Consider the following 21476-nt stretch of genomic DNA (forward strand, 5'->3'; position numbering starts at 1 on the left):
GGAATCCGGGAGGGAACGACCTGGAAGGCCGGCAATTAACTATGAATAGGTGGCACTTCTTTCGACAGCGCCTGCTTTTCAACCGCAAACCGGCCAGTCACGGCAAAGCCCAGAATTTTACCTTCCTTGCTTCGGAACAGCGCCTTTACATCGGTGCCATCCTGTTCCACCTCCCAATCTCCGGCAACGTCGGGGGGCGGCGGACAAACTGCTGTAGGACAGCACGGTGTCTTGATCATCACCGGCATGGTGCCGTAGCTGACTTCCGTCCGCTCACCGGTCAGGGTTTTCGCCAGTGACCTGGCACAGGCCATCAGAGGCAGAACATAAAGCAACACATTACCATCCACCTCGGCGCAATCCCCCATTGCATAGATATCTCTTGCCGAGGTTTCCAGAGCCCGGTTGACTGCGATACCACGTCCGGTCTCGATGCCTGCCGCTTCCGCAAGCCCGGTACGCGGGCGCAGGCCGACTGCCGATATAACCAGATCAGCTTCAACAGCCTCTCCATTGGCAAGGGTGAGGCGCACGCCCTGGCCGGCACGATCGATCCGCTCAACCACGGTCTCAAGATGAAAATGAACACCAAGGTTTTCCAGCTCCTCCTGAACCGCATTGGCGGCGACTGCAGGCAAAAGCCCGGGCATCACCACATCGGATGGCGCGATCACATCCACCTCGTAGTCTCCATTGCGGAGGTCATTGGCAAACTCACAGCCAATAAGGCCGGCACCCATGATGGCCACTCGCTTGCCTTCAGCCAGTGCTTTTCGGAAAGCCCGGTAATCCATCAGGTCATTAATGGAAAACACGTGTTCCTGTCCATCCCCTGCAAGGGACAGACGAATCACGTCCGCGCCCCAGGCCAGCACAAGCTTGCTGTACCCAAGCCGGTCATCACCCAGAATCAGTTCATGGGCCTCAGGATCAATACCGGTGACTGTAGTAAAGGTCCGAAGCTGCACTCCGAGCTGATCGGCCATTGTGTCCGTCGATGCCTGGGCGAGCCCGTCCGCATCCTTGGCCTTGGTAAAGCCGGTAGACAGCATGGGCTTGGAATAACTGACGCCATCGTCGGCCGTCACCATCACAATCGGTGTGGCCTTGTCGTGCTTTCGGATTTCCCGCGCCAGTGAATAGCCGGACAACCCGGTGCCGACAATAACGATGGGGGCCTGCTCAGTCATAACCTTGCTCCGTAAGTATCAGCCGATCTCAATCATTTCAAAGTCTTCCTTGCCTACACCGCAATCGGGGCAAATCCAGTCTTCCGGTACGTCTTCCCACTTTGTACCGGGCTCGATACCGTCTTCCGGCCAGCCTTCCGCCTCATCGTATATCAGGCCGCAAACCACACACTGCCACTTCTTCATGCTCGTTCTCCAAAATCATTCCGGTGCGATGATAATTGTCTGACAATCATGCACGCAAGTGTTTTATCCAGTTTACACAGGCTATACCCGCCAGACCGGACACTGAAAAGTCAGGAAGCCATCATACCCATCCTCCCAATATTGACCAATGCCAGTTCAGACAGTGCGCCCTGGCGTTTTCTGCCAATCCCTACATAGACAGACCTGGCAGCCAACGACAGCCCCTCCCTTCCAGGTGCGCTCTCCGGTATAATCGCCCGTTTTACGACAGGATCCGACCGTTATGACCAATACCGTCGCCGAAATGAACCAAGTAATGGCCGACGCTGACTGCCTGGTCGATGAACAGCAGGTACAGGCTGCCATCCGGAATATGGCCGACGATATTTCCGGCCGTCTCAGGGACAGCAACCCCTTGCTGTTCTGCGTAATGAATGGCGGTCTCATCCTCACTGGCCAATTGCTCCCCCAGTTGAAGTTTCCGGTCCAGGCGGAATACCTTCATGCCACCCGTTACCGTCAGGAAACAACCGGCGGAATCCTTGAATGGAAACTGCGCCCCGACGCCGATATGAAAGACCGGACAATCCTGATAGTGGACGACATCCTGGACGAAGGTACGACGCTGTGTGCCATCGCGGACTACTGTCTGGCCCATGGAGCAAAGGAAGTCCTGACGGCGGTATTGGTCGACAAGAAACATGAGCGTAAAGCCCACCCGAATCTGAAAGCCGATTTTACCGGCCTGGAAGTGGAAGACCGTTTTCTGTTCGGTTACGGCATGGATTACAAAGGCTACTGGCGCAACGCCCCCGGTATTTATGCCGTTCAGGGACTTTGATATCAGCGGTGACCAGCCTGTCGGTCTTTCTGATAAGCGGCAGCTGAGCATCCCTCCCACCGACTGGTACCGCTCGCTCGCCGCTGCCGGGCTCAGAAACCCCGCAGTACACGGGCCCGCGCGCTACTGGCTGCAAGTGGAAGGCTCCTTTACCCGGGCCCTGCAGAGCAGGTGCGCCCGGTCGTTCCATGTTGAAGTCCAAAATGAGGGCTTCTCACTTCCGACGCGGGAGGAGGCCAGGCATTTGGGTATTCCCCTGCGTCAACTTGCCTGGATTCGGGAAGTGCGCCTGTGCGGTGACGGCAATCCCTGGGTGCTGGCGCGGACAATCATTCCCCTGCCCTGCCTGGAAGGTGAGGGACGGCGACTGCTTCATCTTGGCAACAAGCCACTGGGAGCCTATCTGTTCAGCAGCCCCGACTGGCAGCGCGGGCCGCTGGAAACGGGACTCTGCAAGAACACCATCCCGGAGCAACCGAAGGTTGCCCGCCGGTCGCTTTTTTCAAATAAAGGCAAAGCCCTGCTGGTGGGTGAGTATTTTCTCCCCGGACTCTATCGCTAGCACCGGTCTTTCAACGGCATCCTGCCACTGGCTATAATCCCTGCATCCGCCGACCATGCGCACCACCGAATGGATACGCTTTATGCTACCCAACGTCATGCCCGACTCTATTCAGACCCGGCTTTCAGATTACGCCAGACTGCTCCGAATCGACCGCCCTATTGGCAGCCTCCTGCTTCTCTGGCCAACCTACTGGGCCCTTTGGCTGGCCGGCGATGGCAGCCCGGACATTGGCAACATCGTCATTTTTACTCTGGGTGTTTTCTTCATGCGGGCCGCTGGTTGCGCCATCAACGATTTTGCCGACCGGGACTGGGACCGGCACGTCAAGCGCACTAAAGATCGCCCTCTGACGGCGGGCCGGATAAAGGCCTGGGAAGCCGTCGCCCTGTTCGCTGGCCTGTGCCTGATCTCATTCCTGATGGTCGTGCTGTTCACCAATACCCTGACCCTGTACCTCTCCTTCGGCGGTGCCCTGCTGGCCTTTATCTACCCGTTCATGAAGCGCTACACACATCTGCCACAGCTATTTCTGGGCGCCGCGTTCTCCTGGGCGATCCCCATGGCCTGGGCAGCACAGGCTAACGAACTCAGCCAGGTTACCTGGCTCCTGTTCACGGCCAACGTACTCTGGACCGTGGCCTATGACACTTTCTACGCCATGGTCGATCGTGACGACGATCTCAAGGTCGGCATTAAATCCACAGCTATCCTCTTTGGCGATGCCGATCGCGCCATCATTGGCATTCTGCAGGCCCTGGTAGTGATTATTCTCATCATGGTGGGAAGCCGCACCGGACTGGGGACCTTCTACTACCTCGGGCTGGCCGGCATGGCCAGCTTGTTTGTCTTTCAGCAATACCTGGCCCGCGACCGTAAGCGGGAAGGTTGCTTCAAGGCATTTCTGAACAACAACTGGGCAGGATTCTCTGTATTTGCCGGCCTGGTCATCGACCTCATGATCCACTAAACCTGTCATATACTTGTAATACTTAGACGATGTAATGAGTCAGCAACAAATACTAGGTCTGACACAGGTTATAGCTTATGTCTGGAAAAACCGTCCTGATTGTCGATGACGAGGCAGCCATCCGGGAAATGATTGCCGTGGCCCTCGAAATGGCAGATTACGACTACATGGAAGCAGCGGACGCCGGGGAAGCTCACGCCCTGATTGTCGACAAGCGACCGGATCTCGTCCTGCTCGACTGGATGCTGCCTGGCACCAGTGGCGTCGAGCTGGCCCGACGCCTGAAAAAGGACGAGGCCACTGCGGATATTCCCATCATCATGCTCACCGCGAAGGTGGAAGAAGACAACAAGATACAGGGTCTTGAGGTCGGAGCAGATGACTACATCACCAAGCCTTTCAGCCCGCGAGAGCTTGTCGCACGACTGAAAGCCGTGCTGCGCCGCGCGACACCAGCCGGCGTCGACAGCCCCATCGAAGTAGACGGCCTGACGCTTGATCCGATAGGCCATCGCGTCACCACGGAAAACGGCGCCCTGACCATGGGTCCAACAGAATATCGTCTGCTTCAGTTCTTCATGACACACCAGGAACGGGTATATACTCGCTCCCAACTTCTCGATCAGGTCTGGGGCGGTAACGTCTATGTGGAAGAACGCACCGTCGACGTGCACATTCGCCGGCTGCGCAAGGCGTTGGGTGACCGCTACGACCACCTGATTCAAACGGTTCGGGGAGCCGGCTACCGTTTCTCGACCAGAGCCGCTTAAGTAATCCCGGCCAGCTGAGCATCAGCCCCGGAAACAACACAAGGCAGCTTTTGATGCAGCATAACTGGTCACGATATCTGCGGATCATTGTCAGCGGCCTGGCTGCGACAACCCTGATTGGCCTTTACTTCGGCCAACCGCTTTACGGGCTGACCGCCGGCCTGATCTTTTACCTCTGGTGGACACTGTTGCAGGCCAAACGCCTTTACCAGTGGCTTGCCAATACCGGGGCAAACGACGAAGCGCCCCAAAGTGTCGGGCTGTGGGGTGAAATTTTCGACAACCTTCACAAACTGAACCAGAACCACCTGAAAACCCAGGACCGGCTGCGGGCACAAATCAACCGGGTACAGGAATCCACCAACGCCATGCGAGATGGCGTCATCATGACGGATGCCAAAGGCGCCATGGAATGGTGGAACGGTTCTGCCGAATATCTTCTCGGGTTCCGGCGCAACACCGATCGCGGTCAGTACATCCACAACCTGATACGCATGCCCGCCTTCAAGGCGTATTTCGACTCCCGTAATTATCGTGAGCCACTGGAAATCCACTCCCCGGCCAAACCCCACATTCACCTGCAGATCCAGATCAGCCTGTTCGGTGACGATGACCGGTTGATCGTGGCCAAAGACGTCACCCGCCTGTATCAACTGGAGCAAATGCGTCGGGACTTCGTGGGCAACGTTTCCCACGAAATGCGAACGCCACTCACCGTTATCAGTGGTTACCTGGAAACCCTGGTAGACAATGCAGATGATTTGCCACCGAAATGGCGGCGGGCAATTAATACCATGTCAGCACAGTCTTCCCGAATGGAGGCGCTGATAACCGACCTCATCCTGCTGTCCAGAATTGAAACCGGGGAACAGACAGTCCACGACTCACTCACCGATGTAAACCAACTCGTTGAACAGATCTGTCGCGATGCCAGGGTGTTGAGCGGCGAGAAACAACACGAATTCTCCATTAGCATTAACGATCATCGACTGCTAAAGGGCGACGAAAGCCAGCTGCGCAGTGCGTTTTCAAATCTCATCTTCAATGCAGTGAAGTATACGCCTGCCCGTGGACATATAACCGTCACCTGGAGTACCAACCGGGAAGGTGCGCATCTGTCAGTCAAAGATACCGGAATTGGCGTAGACCCGGTCCACATACCCCGTCTGACTGAACGCTTCTATCGGGCGGATCCCAGTCGGCACAAGGATACGGGCGGCACGGGCCTTGGCCTGGCCATCGTCAAACATGTGCTGCTGAACCATGACGGCAAACTGGAGATACGCAGCCGTATCGGCGACGGTAGTGAATTTATCTGTCACTTCCCGCGCGAGCGACTGGTGGAGCGGGTGCCAGAAAAAGCTGAATAATCAGTGTGCTCCAGACCGCAACCGGGCAACGCTGGTGCACTGCTCTCTTGGCCAGATCCCGAGCAAAGCCCCATTCCGGAAACCCGACCGCTGCAAAAAGACAACAAACCAGACAGATAAAGCGACAGAAGGGAACCCTGAGGTTAAACAATTGTCACCCGGATGGGCCCCGCGTGGTATTTCTGTCGCGGCAAAACGCGCTACCATGGAGGCCCGGGACATCCACACCACCGTTACCCTGACCGAGGTTTTGCGTGCTGAACATTTTTGCAAGGATTCTGCCCAGCCGGAACGCTTTATTCCGCCTTTCAATGACCGGCCTTTTGACCACTCTGGCACTCCCAGTTCTGGGCCAGAGTAACGCCACAACCTCCACAGATACCGGTTTCGCCGAGTGCAAGGTACGCTTGCAGGAGAAGGCGATCGCCGCCGGAGTCAGCCGCAAGACAGCGACCGATGTCATGGCACAGGCGGAACACCTGGACCGGGTGATTGAGCTCGACCGTCGTCAACCGGAATTCACCACCACCTTTGCCGATTACCTCAATCGCCGGGTTAACAATGACCGGATCAGTAAAGGCCGCGAACTGCTGGAACAACACCAGGACCTGCTGGCAAGTGTTACCCGAAAAACGGGGGTGCCCGCGCCCTACCTGGTGGCCTTCTGGGGCCTGGAAACCAATTTTGGCAGCTATTTCGGCAAGATGTCGGTACCCAGCTCCCTGGCAACCCTGGCCTGCGATGCCCGGCGCAGCCGTTTTTTCACCGAACAATTGATTGCAGCCCTCCGTATCATTGACGAGGGGGCGATTCCCGTGGATCAGATGGAAGGCTCCTGGGCAGGCGCCATGGGCCACGTCCAGTTCATGCCAACGGTTTTTCTGAAACATGCTGTGGATGCCGACGGTGATGGCCGCAGGGATCTCTGGAACAGTCTGCCCGATGCCATGATGTCAGCCGGCAGATTCCTCGAATCGATGGGTTGGGACGGCGACTATCGCTGGGGCCGTGAGGTTTTGCTGCCGAATAACTTCGACTACGCACTGGCAGACGGTCGCCGCCTGCCGCTGCGACAATGGCGGGAACTCGGCATAACCGATGCGTTCGGTCATGCCCTGGCCAAAGAGCCTGTTGAAGCGGCACTGGTGGTCCCAGCCGGCCATGAGGGCCCCGCTTTCCTGGCCTACCATAACTTCAAGGTGATCATGGGCTGGAACCGATCCGAGTTCTATGCCATCGCCGTAGGGCATCTGGCTGATCGGGTGGCGGGAGCAGGCAAATTACAGAACCCGCCCCCCGAAGACGTCCCGGCCCTGTCACGAGCCTCGATAGTGAGCCTCCAGGAAGCGCTCAACACACGTGGATACGACAGTGGCAAGCCGGATGGCATCATGGGACCTGGCACCCGGTCGGCGATCCGCAAATTCCAGGCGGCCTCTGGTCTGGTGGCCGATGGCTATCCCGGCGAAGAGGTGCTGAAACAGTTGAATATTTCGGCGGTCCGGTAGCCCACCATGGATTCGATAACTCAGGCGGCCCTGGGGGCTGCCCTTGCTGGCGCGGTTGCCGGTAAGACACTCGGACGATCGGCGTTGCTTACGGGTGCCCTGCTGGGCACCCTCCCCGATCTCGATGTGGTGATCGATTATGGCTCCGCGGTTGCCAACTTCACCCAGCACCGCGGTTTCAGCCACTCCCTGTTCGTTCTTACGCCGCTTGCCATGCTGTTTGCATGGATACTGTGGCGCTGGAAACCCCAGCTCGGCTACCCCCGATGGCTGGCACTGACCGGACTGGTCCTGCTCACCCATCCGCTGCTGGACTCGTTCACTACCTATGGCACGCAATTGTTCTGGCCGTTCGGAGCGCCGGTTGCGGTCAGCAGCATTTTCATCATTGATCCGCTCTATACGCTCCCGCTGTTGGCAGGATGCATTGCCTTTCTGATACGTCCGCCCGCTACCACCGCCCTGACCACCGGAATTCTGGTTTCCAGCCTGTACCTAGTCTGGACGGTCGTCGCTCAACAAATCATGACCGACCGGGTTCGGCCAGCTTTTGCAAAGGCAGGACTGGAACACCCCACCATTCTGGTTCAGCCGATGCCATTCAACTCGATACTCTGGCGGGCAACAGCGCTGACAGAAGACCGGCATGTGGAGATTGTGACCGGTTTTTTTGACGGTGATATTTCTCTGAACCTGGAGGAGTTCCCTCGCGATCCGGAATTGGCCAACACCGTCTCAGATTTCCCCGAGGCCCAGCGACTGGATTGGTTCACACGGGGATTTCTGTCTTATCAGCTCTCCGGTGAACAGATAACCGCGACGGATATTCGCCTTGGTATTCCTGGCGCACACCCTTTCACCTTCGTTATCGCGACAGAACATGGCGACGGGCCTGAGCCTGTAACCAGCGTTCTCGAACCCAGACCGCCGATAAATCCGGAAGCCCTGTCACTTCTGTGGACGCGACTGACCGGTGAAACCCCGGTGCTTTGCCTGGCGAGCCTGACCACGCCCGCTGCCGGACAAAGCTGCTGATGCGACTGGACCAGTTTATCGCCACCAGCACTGAACTTTCCCGCAAGGACGCCAAACGAACCATCAGTGGAGGGCGAGTCCACGTTGACGGCGAACCCTGCAAGTCCGCCAATACAAAGATCCAGGCCGGTAACCGGGTCACTCTTGACGGGGAGGTCTGCACCCTCCCCGGAGAACGTTATCTGATGATGAACAAACCCATGGGGGTGGTCAGTGCAACCCGGGACAGTGATCATCCCACAGCACTGGACCTGCTCCCCCCGGCTATGGCGAGAAACCTTCACTTCGCTGGCCGTCTGGACGCAGACACGACGGGATTGATACTGCTGACCACCGATGGCCAATGGTCTCACCGAATCACATCGCCCCGGGTGAATTGCCCAAAGACCTACCGGGTCACCCTAAGCGACCCGATGGCCGAGCCTGCAGTGCGGGAGTTGGAGCGTGGAGTACTGCTGAGGAATGATCCCACACCCACCAAACCGGCACAGGTAAGAGTCCTGGGAGACCGTTTGATAGAGCTGACGATATCAGAGGGGCGCTATCACCAGGTGAAGCGAATGCTGGCTGCCGTCGGGAATCACGTTGAAGCCCTGCACCGCCAGCGTATTGGGAAAATCATCCTCGACTCAACGCTCGAGACCGGCGACTACCGTGAACTTACACGTGACGAGATTGAGAGCGTGACCTGAAGGTCAGGTCCGTTCGAAGCGCTGAGCCTTGAGGTTTTTCCGGACCGCCCCCGCCTCGAACAGCTCTCCGTTCATGGCGATGTATACACCCGGCGGAAGCAGCTGAACCGAAGCCCAGGCAAAGCCTATATTGAATATGGCGTCTGTGCGGCGCATACGCGCCGGCTGCATGGCCCCTGTCAAAACGATGATCTTGTCTTTCAGCGAAGACAGTATGGATGCCGTATCGGCCATGGTATCGGTGCCATGGGTGATCACAATCCGCTCGCAGTCACACGCCTCTACCGCCTGCAGAATCGCCTGCCGATCCGAATCATCGATTTCCAGACTGTCCTTGCGCATAAGTTCACGCAGCCGGTAGCCTTCATGGATGTTGGACTCCGACAACAGCTCCGGCAGGAGGGAATGTCCAACCTCAAACTCACTGTTGGCATCGTAATAGACTTTGTCGATGGTGCCACCGACGGTAAAGATCTGAATCATGCCTGGTCCGTTTCCCTTCAGGGTCAGTTCACACTGACGGTACTGTTTCTGGCCGACGCATAGGCCGCGTTCTTTTCCTGCTCATACCGGCGTGCCGCTTTTGCTACTTTGCCACTGGCACCCGTATCCAGCCAACGGCGGATCCTGCCGGCATCTCCCATGGGAGACCGGGTACCCAGAGAATCAAGAAGCACGGTAATTACCGGCTTGCCATTCATCTCAGAGATCATAACCAGGCAGCGTCCGGCTTCGGACAGGTAGCCGGTTTTGCTAAGACCCACGCCCCAGCTTTCCCTGTGTACCAGTGCATTGGTGTTGCCGAATGACAAGCTGTAGCGGGGCTTTCGGAAATGTCCCCGAAAATACCCAGTGGTGGAGTATTCGCGAATTTCAGGGTGTTGCGCGGCGGCATTCACCAGCTTGACCAGGTCGGCAGCGGTGGAACGGTTCCCGGCAGACAAACCCGTAGGATCAACATAGTCGGTACCGGTCATCCCCAGTTCCAGCGCTTTGGCATTCATCGCGTCAATAAAGGCATCGAAACCACCGGGATGACTGCGCGCCAGGGTATAAGCGGCGAAGTTTTCCGACGACATCAAGGCAATCCTCAAGACATCGGCCCGACGCATCCGTGAATTAATGCGAATCCGGGTATAGGCGTTGGCAGCAGCGGGTGTGTGGCGCTCCTGGAAAGTAAGCCACTCATCCAGAGGCTCACCAGAATCCAGCACCACCAGCGCTGTCATAAGCTTGGTAATGGACGCAATCGGTACAGATCGATTGGCATTCTTGCCAAAGACCAGCTCATCGTCCCCCGCCCACGCTACCGCGGCATTTACAGAGGCAAGACTGGGCCCCTGTTGAGCGGGGGGCTTTTCGGTACTGGAGGTTTCCTGATGGGCAGTTAGCACTCCGGGCAGACACAGCAAAACAAAAGCCACCAACGGTGCAAGGCCACGCATTCTCATTTATCCAGGTCCTGTTGCTTGTTCAAGTCTCGTGCAACAACTCCGGACAGGGTCCGGAAACACGACTTCTTCACATATTCGATCTAAAAACCACTATACCAGCGAATACCGAGTTTGATCAGTTCAAAAATTTAATGCATACGTTTTAAACGGAAATGCAAAACATCTTAAAATGCACTAAAATTGCTTCTAATTCATAGCGTTACAACACATTTCATAGTGTAACCATATTGTAACCGACCGTTTTGGCGACGATCATAGCGACAGGGATTTCGTTTCGAATGACTTCAGGCATACAGCAGACACGCAATCCCGGGCCATTTAAACCCCAACTGCGCTCAAGGTTGTCGTGCCTCAGGGGATGGTTTCCCTTCCTGATATTGATCGTTGCCCTTGGCTATGGCCTGCTCACAACCTTTTTCCTGATGCCCGAGCGGGGGCTACCCGCCTCGGTGCATAATGCTACACCGGCATCAGTCTCCGAACCCGCAAACAGACTCAAAACTGAATACCTGATTGCACCCCTGGAGCAAGTGCTTGAGAAAAAACTCTGGCGTCAACAGGACTGGCAACGGGCACCGTCGGAACATTCCGGCATTGGCTACCTGGACGCTCCTGTCACTTTCAGGGTAACCGTTGAAAACCCCGAGAATGCGCCGGTCAACAAATGGGCGGTTGTGTCCGCTCCTTACCTTGACCGAGTCAGGCCGGCCATCCTCAAGGAAAACGGTGGTTTCAACTTGTTACCCGAAATGGGAGACCTGTATCCGTTTAATAACCGCTTGATTGCTCTACCTCAATGGATCTGGCCCATCACCCTGCAACCGGGTACCACGACATTGCTGTTCGAGGTTCGCAATGCCGGCCCGACCCTACTGCCGCTTTCCATTCTCGAGCCTGAAAGTGTTATCAGCGACAGCGCCGAAACGCTTGCCTGGAGGGCATTTGTCACCGGCCTGCTGGCATTCGCCCTGCTGTTCAACCTCAGCATCGTGATAAAACTCAAGCGTCCCGGGCTGGCCTGGCTGAGCGTACTGATGCTGAGCGTCATACACAGTCAGTTGGTCATGGAGGGGTTCGGTCTCTGGTTCCTCTGGCCGGACCTGCCAGAAATGAATGCACTTCTGAACATCAGCCTGCCCCTGTGTTTTATCGCCCTTTGCCAGTTCACGCCGCACTTCATAACGGTATCGAAAGCCTCAAAACGGGCGCTTAATGCAATCAGTGCGCTGGCTTTGCTCCACCTGCTGGCAATACCGTTACACTTTCCGCTGCTTGGACAGGGATCGTTTCTGCTTCTGGCACTGACAGGAGGCGCGGTAATACTCGGCCTGGTACTCAAACAGTACCAAGATCATGTTTCTGCCCGGTATTTCGCACTTTCTCTGCTGGCAATCCTGGTCGGTTCAATGATATCTGCACTCCGGACTATCGGCTGGGCTCCGGTAAACAGTCTGACTGATTCGGCATTTTTCCTGGGCGCTGCATCGGCCTCATTGATCCTGACGAGCGGCGTCGGGCGCCAGATGCTTGCAGAACGGCAAAAGCGGATGAGTTCAGATATCCGCGCCCGGCAGGAACAGCGACTGCGGGCAGACATTGAGCAGGACTATGCCCGCCTGCTCAAAACCCACAGCGTAACAGGCAAGCCGAACCGTGCAATGCTGGAAGAATCGCTGGATGCGCTGGATAGTCATCGGCAGCCCTACACCGTTGGCCTGATTCAACTGGTGCGCTTTAATGAAATCGAACAGGCCCTGGGCTACCGACCGGCAGAGGATCTGCTGAAGAATTACCTCAGACAGCTGAACAGTTTTCTGAAACGAATTCTGGGCGACCGCCTGGTCATGATCAACGGTTATGCTCTGGCCAGCATCGATACCATCAATCACGCCTTCGCCTTTCATCGCAGCGATAACCCCGATTCGGACCTGGCATCATTGAAAGAGCTCATGAACTGGCTGGGCGAACACTACCGGGAAGGCCGGTTCTCCTTTTCATGGAGTCCTTCTGTGGGCATTGCCCATGCCCCGGAACATGGCGACGATGCACCAGGGATTCTTTCATCAGCCGGTTTTGCTTCTCTGGACAACCGCCAACCACTGACGGTTTACGATCCGGCTATTGCTGAATGGCAGTATCAGCAACAAATGCTGATGCTCGATGTTGAAGAGGCCTTGGGTAACGGAGACATATGGCTGGAATACCAACCCAAGGTCAGTATCCGGGACACCCGTATCAGTTCGATGGAAGCCCTGATCCGATGGCAACATCCGGAATTCGGAAGTGTCCCCCCGGATCACTGGATCCCTCTGGCCGAACAGGTTGGCATGATTCACCCCGTCACTCTTTGGGTGATTGACCGCGCCTGTCGTGACCATGATGAATTAAGAGCCCGTCACGGTGACAATATTGCAATCGCAGTTAACATCTCGGCAAAGGATCTCGCCCACCCGGTGTTTCTCGAGGAAGTAGAGGCGATTGCTCGCCGCCACGACACGAACCCCTCGGATCTGATTCTCGAAATCACCGAAACAGCAATGATGGCCGACGCCAGTGCGGCACAAAAAATGATCCGGGCTCTCAGCCGCAGCGGTTTCCGGATTTCCCTGGATGACTTCGGAACCGGCCACTCGTCACTGGGGACCCTGGCCACCTTCGAGCTCGACGAATTGAAAATCGACCGTAGTTTTCTCAAGGACATCCTCTATCAGCCCACCCGGCAGCGGATCTTCCGTGCTGCACTGGACCTCGGTGAGGCGCTGGATCTGGACGTGGTGGTGGAAGGTGTCGAAGATGAATCCATCGCTATCTGGCTCCAGCAGTTCCCCGGCCTGCATGGCCAGGGCTACTACTGGGGACGCCCCGAAAAACTGAAGAGCTGAGCCACGCCTTGATCAGGGCAGATCTGTAACCGCGCCCTTCGAGGCAGAACTGACCGTGCGCGCGTATTTCGCAAGCACCCCCCTGCTGAACCTGAGAGCTGGTTCCTGCCAGTTCTGGCGCCGCCGCTCAAGCTCCTGGGCCGAAACATCCAGTTCAATTCGGTTGCTGACGGCATCGATGGTTATGGTGTCGCCCTCTTCGACCAGGGCAATGGGACCACCCTCGGCTGCCTCGGGCGTGATATGCCCAACCACAAAACCATGACTCCCCCCGGAAAAACGGCCATCGGTAATAAGGGCTACATCGCTCCCCAACCCCTTGCCCATAATGGCAGAGGTTGGGCTTAGCATTTCCCGCATGCCCGGCCCTCCTTTGGGTCCCTCATAGCGGATCACCAGCACATCGCCGGCCACTACCGAGCCATCGAGGATACGAGCCTGGGCTTCTTCTTCGGAGTGGAACACCCGCGCCCGGCCGGCAAAGTGGGTGCCTTCCTTACCCGTGATTTTAGCCACCGCACCAGTAGGTGCCAGGTTACCGTATAGAATGCGCAGGTGGCTGTCCGCCTTGATCGGGTTGTCGAAGGCATGAATGATGTCCTGACCTTCGGGATAGGGCGCCACGTCGGCATGATTCTCGGCAAGGGTCTGTCCCGTAACGGTCAGGCAATCGCCATGAAGAAGTCCCCGGTCCAGCAACATTTTCATCAGCGGCTGGATGCCACCGATAGCCACCAGTTCCGACATCATGTAATGGCCGCTGGGGCGCAAATCCGCCAGCACGGGGACCCGCTTACCGATCTCGACAAAATCCTCAAGCGACAACTCGACGCCTACCGTACTCGCCATGGCCAACAGGTGAAGCACCGCATTGGTGGAGCCGCCCAGGGCAATAACGACAGTAATCGCATTCTCGAAGGCTTCCCGGGTCATGATGTCAGACGGCTTGATATCCCGCTCCAGAAGATTCAGCACTGCTGCGCCGGCGGCCCGGCAATCTGCGGCCTTGGTATCCGACACGGCATTCTGCGCCGAACTTCCCGGCAGACTCATGCCCATGGCCTCGATCGCCGACGCCATGGTATTCGCGGTATACATCCCCCCACAGGAGCCGGGCCCGGGAATCGCGGTTTCCTCAATCTGCTTAACGTCTATCAGTTCCAGATTACCCTGGGCGTGAGCACCAACCGCCTCGAATACCGAAATGATGTCCGTATGATTTTCGCCCGGCATAATGGTGCCACCGTATACGAATACCGATGGCCGGTTCAGTCGCGCCAGCCCCATCATGCAACCGGGCATATTCTTGTCGCAGCCGCCGATGGCCACCAGACCGTCGAAGCCCTCGCAACCCGCAACCGTCTCTATGGAGTCAGCAATCACTTCCCGGGACACCAGGGAATACTTCATACCCTCGGTGCCATTGGCAATACCATCTGACACCGTAATGGTATTGAAGATCAGGGCTTTCCCGCCCGCCTCATCAGCACCCGCCGACGACTCTTCAGCCAGTCGGTTGATGTGCATGTTGCATGGAGTGAGGTTACTCCAGGTAGACGCTATGCCCACCTGAGGCTTGCGGAAGTCGTCGTCATTGAAACCAACGGCTCTCAACATGGCACGGCTGGCTGACTTCCCAATACCATCAACCACCTGCGAGGAATAACGGCGACGCTTGTCCTCAGTCATCATTGCCTCCTAACACGATTATCGGATGGCTTCAGGCTGGCAGAATCACGCCCGCTGAGCAACGACATTCGGTGTTATCGGCTGGGTATGCCGGTCGCAAAATGCTGAAGGGAAACTATATCGAAGCCATGGGACCGGCATGTAATTCGCGAACCAATATGCAGTTCCGACTGACCTGTATCAAGAGTCAGTCAACATACACCTTTTACAATCGTCTGACATACCGGAGCCACGGAGGCATGCCATGCCATCGCCCAATCAAACTGAAGCGGTCGCAAATACCGCAACGACCTGTCCTGAGTTTGAACTCTGGCGACGGGGCTATGGCGTTATCCAGCACTCCGAGTCCACCTGTTTTCACAGCACGAGCCTTGCCGAACGACTTGTTAAAGCCGGCTTGCAGCCAGACACCGCCACGGTATTCCGTAAACTGGCCGCACTGGACAGACTGACCAGCGCGGGTCTCTGGCTGGTGGTGCACATGACCTACGCCAACCGGGTGGACGTTAGCGGTAAGGCGTTGAGGCCCCAGGATTTCAAGGCCAACCCGGAAGGCCATACCGGCGGCGCACTCAACATGGTCCCAGGCTATGCCGCTTACCTGGCACTCAACAATCTGACAGGCCGCACCCGTAGCTGGCTGATGGGCCAGGGCCACTGTGTAGCCGCCGTCGATGCCATCAACGTCCTGACGGGTAACGTGCACCCGGAACAACAAAAACGCTATCTGGTTCCCGATGGTTTATCCCACCTTGCATCGGACTTTTACAGCTACCGGCAAAAGCCCGACGGCTCTGTGAGCGCGCCGCTTGGCAGCCATGTCAATGCGCATACGGCTGGAGGCATTCTGGAAGGTGGTTACCTGGGATTCGCCGAACTTCAGTACGCTCACATGCCACTCCCCGGTGAATCCCTGGTCGCCTTCCTTTCCGACGGAGCCGCCGAGGAACAGCGTGGCAGCGACTGGATACCCCGCTGGTGGCGAGCCGATGATTGCGGCCTGGTATTACCGGTGATGATCGCCAATGGCCGACGGATCGAACAACGGACTGAGCTGGGCACGCGGGAAGGCCTGGAGCGTTTTGAGTCGCATTTGGCGGAACGTGGTTTTGACCCTTACCGCTTCGATGGGCGTGATCCGGCAGCTTTCGTCTGTGCCCTGTTCGAGATGGAGCAGTCCCTCAAATACAGCGCGGACCAGGCTTTCCGGGGCGAAAGTCACTATCCGGTACGCATTCCCTATGGCATTGCGGAAACAGTCAAAGGCTTTGGTTTCTATGGCGCCGGAACCAACGCGGCCCACAATCTTCCATTACCAGGTAATCCCAGAATAGATAGCCGGGCACGCGAGCTGTTTCAGACGCATTCCGCCTCCTTGTGGGTAGATCCGAGCGAACTTGAGCAATGCACGGACCTCCTGAACGAACATGCCATTCAGGGGCGGGAACTGGAGCGGGATCACCCTCTGGCCAGACGCAACCCGCCTGACCCGGTCACTCCCCGACTGCCGGCAATTCACGAGCAGACCTCCCCCATGCGTGCGGTCGACGACTTCTTCCGGGCACTGGTGAAAGAAAACCGGCATCTGCGGGCGCGGGTGGGTAATCCCGACGAACTGTCGAGCAATCGACTTGGTGGCGTTCTTTCCGATCTGAAACACCGGGTACTGGACCCGGAGAATGACCAGGAATCCATCCAGGGCAACGTTATTACAGCCCTGAATGAGGAAGCTGTAGTCTCCGCGTGTCTGGCAAACAAGGCGGGGCTGAATCTGGTTGCCAGCTATGAAGCCTTCTGCGTGAAAATGCTTGGTGCCATCCGACAGGAACTGATTTTCGCCCGCCATCAAAAAGAAGTGGGTCGCCCTGCCCGCTGGCTGGGCTTCCCGATTGTTGCCACCTCTCACACCTGGGAGAACGGAAAAAACGAGCAGTCCCACCAGGACACCACATTCTGTGAGAGTCTTTTGGGCGAAATGAATGACGTTTCCCGTGTACTTTTCCCCGCCGATTACAACAGCACACTGGCGGCACTTCCAGGCGTATACACCGAGCGTGGAAGAATTACCTGCATGGTCATCCCGAAACGGGAACGGCCCTGTGTATTTGACCAAAACGAAGCCGAAACCCTGGCCCGTCATGGCGCTTTGGTGGTGGATGAAGACACCTCCGAGGGCGAGCCGCTGTTGCTCATTGCCAATGGCGCCTACCAATTATCAGAAGCCATTCGCGCCTGCGAACGGTTGCGGGAAACCGGCACACCCTTCCGGCTGGTGTATGTCCAGGAACCAGGACGTTTCCGTCAGCCCCGGGATACCGCTGAAGCGGCGACGTGCCTGTCCGAGTTTGAGCGTGAGCGCCTCTTCCCTCACCGTATTCACCGGCGTGTTGCCCTGACCCATATGCGCCCGGAAGTCTTTCGTGGCCATGTGCATACGCTGTTTCCCGAACCCTCTCGCGCCCGGGTACTTGGCTACACCAATCGCGGCGGCACCCTGAATGAAGCCGGTATGCTGTTTGCCAATCAGTGTTCGTGGGGACATGCTTTGGCGGCCTGTGCCAGTGTTATGGACAAACCGCCCGGGACATGGCTTTCTAGCGCGGAGCTGGCAGCTGTCGAGGGGCGGGGAGACCCCGTCGTGATCACCCGGGGCCTGCCCTGAGCCAATGCCTGGCGCCGCCTGCCCGTTCCGGTTCAGCTGATCGCCTGCACCCGACGGTTTTCTGCGCCTGGGAGGCGGATGCACAAAAAAAGGGAGCCTAAGCTCCCCTTTTCTACAGCCTTTCTCGGCTATCTGTTTATCTCGATGCTTTACCCACTCACGAAGACCGGGCCAACCCCGAGGTTCCAGAGAATCACCGAACCTACCCGGGTCGACACCAGTATTACGAGGGCAACGGTAAGAAGCGCTCCGGCGTACATGATGGCCTGGTCCTTTTCAATTCCCATGACGATCGGGAGACCGTCGTACATCAACCAGGCGCCGTAACAGGCCGCAACGAGGAAGATAATGGCATTAAACCAGGGCACCGGGTAAAGGAGCGCGAACCCGGCGAGAAACATGGGAGTACAGGAATAGGCCGCCAACGCGATTCCATTGGATGGCACGTGTTCTTCCTTCGCCCCATAGGTCTTGGCCATCCAATTGATGGCAAAACCGAGCGCAAATACGCCCACGAGCATAGCCAGATAAGTTAATAGGCTTAACTGCAATGCGCTGATTTCAGTCAGTTTGATCAGCCGTTCATTGCCGACCGTCCAACCAAAATAAGCAGTAGAAATGTAGGCGCATATCGGACCTATAGCCGCCAGAATAACCACATAGGCAACGTAAAGCCTGCGTGGTGTTTCATGTTCTTTACGTATGGAAGCCCACTCTTCATCAGGATGAGTGAAGAGACCAAAAGCGTGTGACAGGAGCATGGACGACCCCCTTCCTTCGTTGTTGTTGGTATTTTTAAGTACGGGCTCCGACCAGAGTCGGATCAGCAACCGTTCCTGTTCCTAACTATAGTCAAGAACGAGGAGGGGGAAAGGGAATCGGCATTTTTTTGTACTGCCGGATACGGCAATACCGGAAGGAGCCGGCCACAGGGGCCGGCTCCTTCGATCGGGAGATCAGGACTGACGAGGATCAGTCTCGGCAACCCAGGGTTTGTCCTTCCTGCTGTCACGGAATGAAAGCAGACTCTCTACTCCCGTCCAGTCCACCAGATCCCGGAAATCCAGCCAGTCCACCAGGCAATAGAGGCATATGGCGGGATAGTTCCAGGTTTCGAACTGACCATCATCCACCATAGCTGCCAACGTTCGCAGGGTGGTCATGATTCGTTCTCTCTGGAGGTTGTAGAACATCAGGTCCTGACTTGTGTCGATGCCGGATTTTTCCGACAGCAGCATCGTGACAGCGGAATCGTTGGCACCATCAATCAGGGTCAGATGGTTCTGCTGGTCCCAGGTGAGCGGATCGCTTCCCTGCTTGGCGCTGAGGTAGCGTGCGATGATCCGGGAGTCGTAGATTTCCTGCCCGCCATCCTCAAGAACCGGGATTTTCAGGGTCGGGTTATTTCGCCTGAGTTCATCCCGTCCTTCACCATAAATATTCAGATTGACGAATTCATAAGGCTCTTCATCCAGCAGGATGCGAATACGTCGTACGTAGGGTGAAGTAGTGGATCCGATCAGTTTCATGGTTTCTCCGAAGTTTTCACGGCTCACGATCCCATCAGGGATTCAGGGTTAGTGTAGGGGTGACCGGTGGCTTCTGCCACTTCCCTGTAGGTCACCTTGCCAGCAAATACATTCAACCCAGCAAGCAGGTGCGGGTCTTCCTTCATTGCCCGAACGGGCCCCTTGTTTGCGAGCGCAGCCACGAAAGGCAGCGTCACGTTATTGAGCGCAAGTGTCGACGTTCGCGCTACGGCACCGGGCATATTGGCGACGCAGTAATGTACCACACCATCGACAATATACGTTGGTTCGTCATGGGTGGTTGGCTTTGAGGTTTCCGTGCATCCACCCTGATCAATCGCCACATCAACGATAACGCTGCCTTCGGGCATTCGCCGGATCATATCCCGGGTAATCAGTTTGGGTGCCGAGGCGCCGGGAATGAGGACACTGCCAATCACCAGATCGGATTCAGTAACGGACTGATCGAGAGTCTGGGCGGTGGAGAACAGCGTGGTTATCCGGTTACCGTAAAGATGGTCCAGATTGCGCAACACCTCCATGCTCCGGTCCAGCACGGTAACATGAGCCCCCATCCCGATAGCCATGACCGCGGCATTCTGACCCACGACACCGCCGCCAACCACAGTCACTTTGGCCGGACTGACCCCAGGCACACCACCCAGCAGCACGCCACGACCACCCAAAGCCTTTTCGAGACAGTGGGCGCCCGCCTGAATGGACATGCGCCCCGCCACTTCCGACATGGGGGCCAGCAAAGGTAAATGACCCGACTGGTCAGTGACGGTTTCATAGGCGATGCAGGTAGCCCCGGATTTCACCAGGTCGTCGGTCTGTGCCTTATCCGGCGCCAGATGAAGGTAGGTGAAAAGAGTGTGCCCGGAAGTCAGCATCGCCCGCTCTTCCGGCTGTGGCTCCTTGACCTTGACGATCATCCCTGCCGCCTCGAATACCTCTCTGGCTGTTTCCAGTATCTGCGCTCCAGCCTCGCGATAATCGTCATCGGAAAACCCGATGGCAGCACCGGCATTGGTTTCTACACACACCTCATGACCATGACTGCAAAGTTCATGGACGGCAGCAGGCGTCATCCCGACCCGATACTCCCGGTTCTTCACTTCCCTGGGCACACCAATCTTCATGGACAATCTCCAACGCTTTTCAGGTTTCGTGAGTCTATGCCTGAAGTGTAGTAAAAAGGTTAAAGACCGGAGAGCGCAATTGACTGCATCGGTTTACCGGTTACGGGCGTCACAACCCGAGCAATCGCAATCCAAACCACAAGGAGGAGGACAAATCATGACAATACTGAAAACGGCTGCCCTGACAGCAGCTCTATCATTTTCTCTGGCAACCTCACAGGCACTGGCAGAAATGCGGACTGAAACAATCGGGTACACGATTGACGACCAGGACTTTACGGGCTTTATGGCCTGGGATGACGAACGTGAAGGCAAACGCCCCGGAGTTCTGGTTGTGCATGAGTGGTGGGGCCACAACGAGTTTGCCCGCGATCAGGCCAAAAAACTGGCCGCTGCCGGCTACACTGCGTTCGCTCTGGACATGTATGGCTCCGGCAAGCTCGCAGACCACCCGGACACTGCCCAGAAGTTCATGCAGGAGGCCACCAAAGATATCAATCAGTTACAAGCACGGTTCATGAAAGCCATGGCGATACTGCAAAACCATGAAAGCGTGGACAACAGCCGAATCGCTGCCCAGGGTTACTGTTTTGGTGGCGCCGTGGTTCTGAACATGGCCCGCCTGGGCGTTGAACTCGACGGGGTGGTGAGTTACCACGGTGCCCTTGGAAGCCCCCTGAAAGCCGAACCTGGCAAGGTCAAGGCACGGATTCAGGTATACACCGGAGGTGCTGACAAGATGGTTCCATCCGATCAGGTCGCAGGCCTGGTGAAAGAAATGCAGGACGCCCAGGCAGACCTGACCCTGGTCACCTTCCCCGGTGTGATGCATTCGTTCACCAACCCCGGCGCCGACAGGATTGCGGCGGAGCTCGGTATGCCTGTTGGCTATAACGAGGAGGCAGCCAATCGCTCGTGGCAGGGCACCATGCGCTTCTATGAGGAAATCTTCGCCAGATGACCTGCAGGGCCGGGGCTACTACCGATGCCCCGG

The 21476-nt window shown here is 56.8% G+C and carries 19 protein-coding genes; 11 read left to right on the forward strand and 8 right to left on the reverse strand.

From position 1 onward, the window contains the following. Positions 1–35: 35 nt before the first annotated feature. Together KFJ24_RS13665 and KFJ24_RS13670 are read right to left on the reverse strand one after the other, a co-directional pair. Positions 36–1190, reverse strand: a complete 1155-nt coding sequence (locus KFJ24_RS13665) for an NAD(P)/FAD-dependent oxidoreductase (RefSeq protein WP_250831640.1) — start codon at positions 1188–1190, stop codon at positions 36–38. A gap of 18 nt (positions 1191–1208) precedes the next feature. Beyond that, positions 1209–1376 carry a rubredoxin gene (locus tag KFJ24_RS13670; RefSeq protein ID WP_250831641.1) on the reverse strand — a complete coding sequence of 56 codons (168 nt, stop codon included), beginning with the start codon at positions 1374–1376 and terminating at the stop codon, positions 1209–1211. Positions 1377–1659: 283 nt separating this feature from the next. On the opposite strand from KFJ24_RS13670, the gene KFJ24_RS13675 reads away from it, so the two are divergent. The 8 genes from KFJ24_RS13675 to rsuA all read left to right on the forward strand — a co-directional run bounded on the left by KFJ24_RS13675 (position 1660) and on the right by rsuA (position 9124). Then, on the forward strand, positions 1660–2217 hold the full coding sequence (locus tag KFJ24_RS13675; RefSeq protein ID WP_250831642.1) for a hypoxanthine-guanine phosphoribosyltransferase: 558 nt from the start codon (positions 1660–1662) through the stop codon (positions 2215–2217). Further along, positions 2198–2779: a chorismate--pyruvate lyase family protein gene (locus KFJ24_RS13680; protein WP_250831643.1), complete on the forward strand. Its 582-nt coding sequence runs from the start codon at positions 2198–2200 to the stop codon at positions 2777–2779. Before KFJ24_RS13675 ends, KFJ24_RS13680 begins: the two co-directional genes overlap by 20 nt. Before the next feature lie 82 nt (positions 2780–2861). Continuing rightward, positions 2862–3749 carry a 4-hydroxybenzoate octaprenyltransferase gene (gene ubiA / locus KFJ24_RS13685; protein ID WP_250831644.1) on the forward strand — a complete coding sequence of 296 codons (888 nt, stop codon included), beginning with the start codon at positions 2862–2864 and terminating at the stop codon, positions 3747–3749. A gap of 77 nt (positions 3750–3826) precedes the next feature. Continuing rightward, entirely contained in the window at positions 3827–4519 is a 693-nt protein-coding gene (gene phoB, locus KFJ24_RS13690; RefSeq protein ID WP_250831645.1) for a phosphate regulon transcriptional regulator PhoB, read from the forward strand. Positions 4520–4572: 53 nt separating this feature from the next. Continuing rightward, on the forward strand, positions 4573–5889 hold the full coding sequence (gene phoR / locus KFJ24_RS13695) for a phosphate regulon sensor histidine kinase PhoR (RefSeq protein ID WP_250831646.1): 1317 nt from the start codon (positions 4573–4575) through the stop codon (positions 5887–5889). Between the two features lie 254 nt (positions 5890–6143). Next, complete coding sequence (locus KFJ24_RS13700) at positions 6144–7397, forward strand: lytic murein transglycosylase (RefSeq protein WP_434968018.1); 1254 nt, start codon at positions 6144–6146, stop codon at positions 7395–7397. Between the two features lie 6 nt (positions 7398–7403). Then, on the forward strand, positions 7404–8432 hold the full coding sequence (locus KFJ24_RS13705; RefSeq protein ID WP_250831647.1) for a metal-dependent hydrolase: 1029 nt from the start codon (positions 7404–7406) through the stop codon (positions 8430–8432). Further along, the gene (rsuA, locus tag KFJ24_RS13710; RefSeq protein WP_250831648.1) at positions 8432–9124 is read left to right on the forward strand and encodes a 16S rRNA pseudouridine(516) synthase RsuA; all 693 of its coding nucleotides are present in this window, start codon (positions 8432–8434) and stop codon (positions 9122–9124) included. Before KFJ24_RS13705 ends, rsuA begins: the two co-directional genes overlap by 1 nt. A 3-nt stretch (positions 9125–9127) precedes the next feature. On the opposite strand, the gene KFJ24_RS13715 is transcribed toward rsuA, so the two are convergent. Together KFJ24_RS13715 and pbpG are read right to left on the reverse strand one after the other, a co-directional pair. Continuing rightward, on the reverse strand, positions 9128–9607 hold the full coding sequence (locus tag KFJ24_RS13715) for an asparaginase domain-containing protein (RefSeq protein WP_250831649.1): 480 nt from the start codon (positions 9605–9607) through the stop codon (positions 9128–9130). 23 nt (positions 9608–9630) lie between these two features. Then, positions 9631–10575 (reverse strand): D-alanyl-D-alanine endopeptidase, encoded by a 945-nt coding sequence (pbpG, locus tag KFJ24_RS13720; protein ID WP_250831650.1) that lies wholly within the window; start codon positions 10573–10575, stop codon positions 9631–9633. 281 nt (positions 10576–10856) lie between these two features. On the opposite strand from pbpG, the gene KFJ24_RS13725 reads away from it, so the two are divergent. Further along, positions 10857–13460, forward strand: coding sequence for an EAL domain-containing protein (locus KFJ24_RS13725; RefSeq protein WP_250831651.1), 2604 nt, complete (start codon positions 10857–10859; stop codon positions 13458–13460). Between the two features lie 12 nt (positions 13461–13472). On the opposite strand, the gene ilvD is transcribed toward KFJ24_RS13725, so the two are convergent. Then, entirely contained in the window at positions 13473–15149 is a 1677-nt protein-coding gene (gene ilvD / locus KFJ24_RS13730; protein ID WP_250831652.1) for a dihydroxy-acid dehydratase, read from the reverse strand. Between the two features lie 244 nt (positions 15150–15393). Here ilvD and KFJ24_RS13735 point away from each other — a divergent pair, with 244 nt between their 5' ends. Further along, a complete protein-coding gene (locus KFJ24_RS13735; RefSeq protein WP_250831653.1) occupies positions 15394–17811 on the forward strand; it encodes a xylulose 5-phosphate 3-epimerase in 2418 nt (805 codons plus the stop codon). Between the two features lie 149 nt (positions 17812–17960). Here the strand turns inward: KFJ24_RS13735 and KFJ24_RS13740 are convergent, their stop codons facing one another. The 3 genes from KFJ24_RS13740 to ald form a co-directional block, all read right to left on the reverse strand. Then, positions 17961–18572, reverse strand: coding sequence for a Yip1 family protein (locus KFJ24_RS13740; RefSeq protein ID WP_250831654.1), 612 nt, complete (start codon positions 18570–18572; stop codon positions 17961–17963). A gap of 195 nt (positions 18573–18767) precedes the next feature. Further along, positions 18768–19340: a glutathione S-transferase family protein gene (locus tag KFJ24_RS13745; RefSeq protein ID WP_250831655.1), complete on the reverse strand. Its 573-nt coding sequence runs from the start codon at positions 19338–19340 to the stop codon at positions 18768–18770. Between the two features lie 23 nt (positions 19341–19363). Continuing rightward, a complete protein-coding gene (gene ald / locus KFJ24_RS13750; protein ID WP_250831656.1) occupies positions 19364–20482 on the reverse strand; it encodes an alanine dehydrogenase in 1119 nt (372 codons plus the stop codon). 157 nt (positions 20483–20639) lie between these two features. On the opposite strand from ald, the gene KFJ24_RS13755 reads away from it, so the two are divergent. Continuing rightward, positions 20640–21443, forward strand: coding sequence for a dienelactone hydrolase family protein (locus tag KFJ24_RS13755; RefSeq protein ID WP_250831657.1), 804 nt, complete (start codon positions 20640–20642; stop codon positions 21441–21443). Positions 21444–21476 lie beyond the last annotated feature (33 nt).

This window comes from Marinobacter sediminum, assembly GCF_023657445.1.
GTDB lineage: Bacteria > Pseudomonadota > Gammaproteobacteria > Pseudomonadales > Oleiphilaceae > Marinobacter > Marinobacter sediminum_A.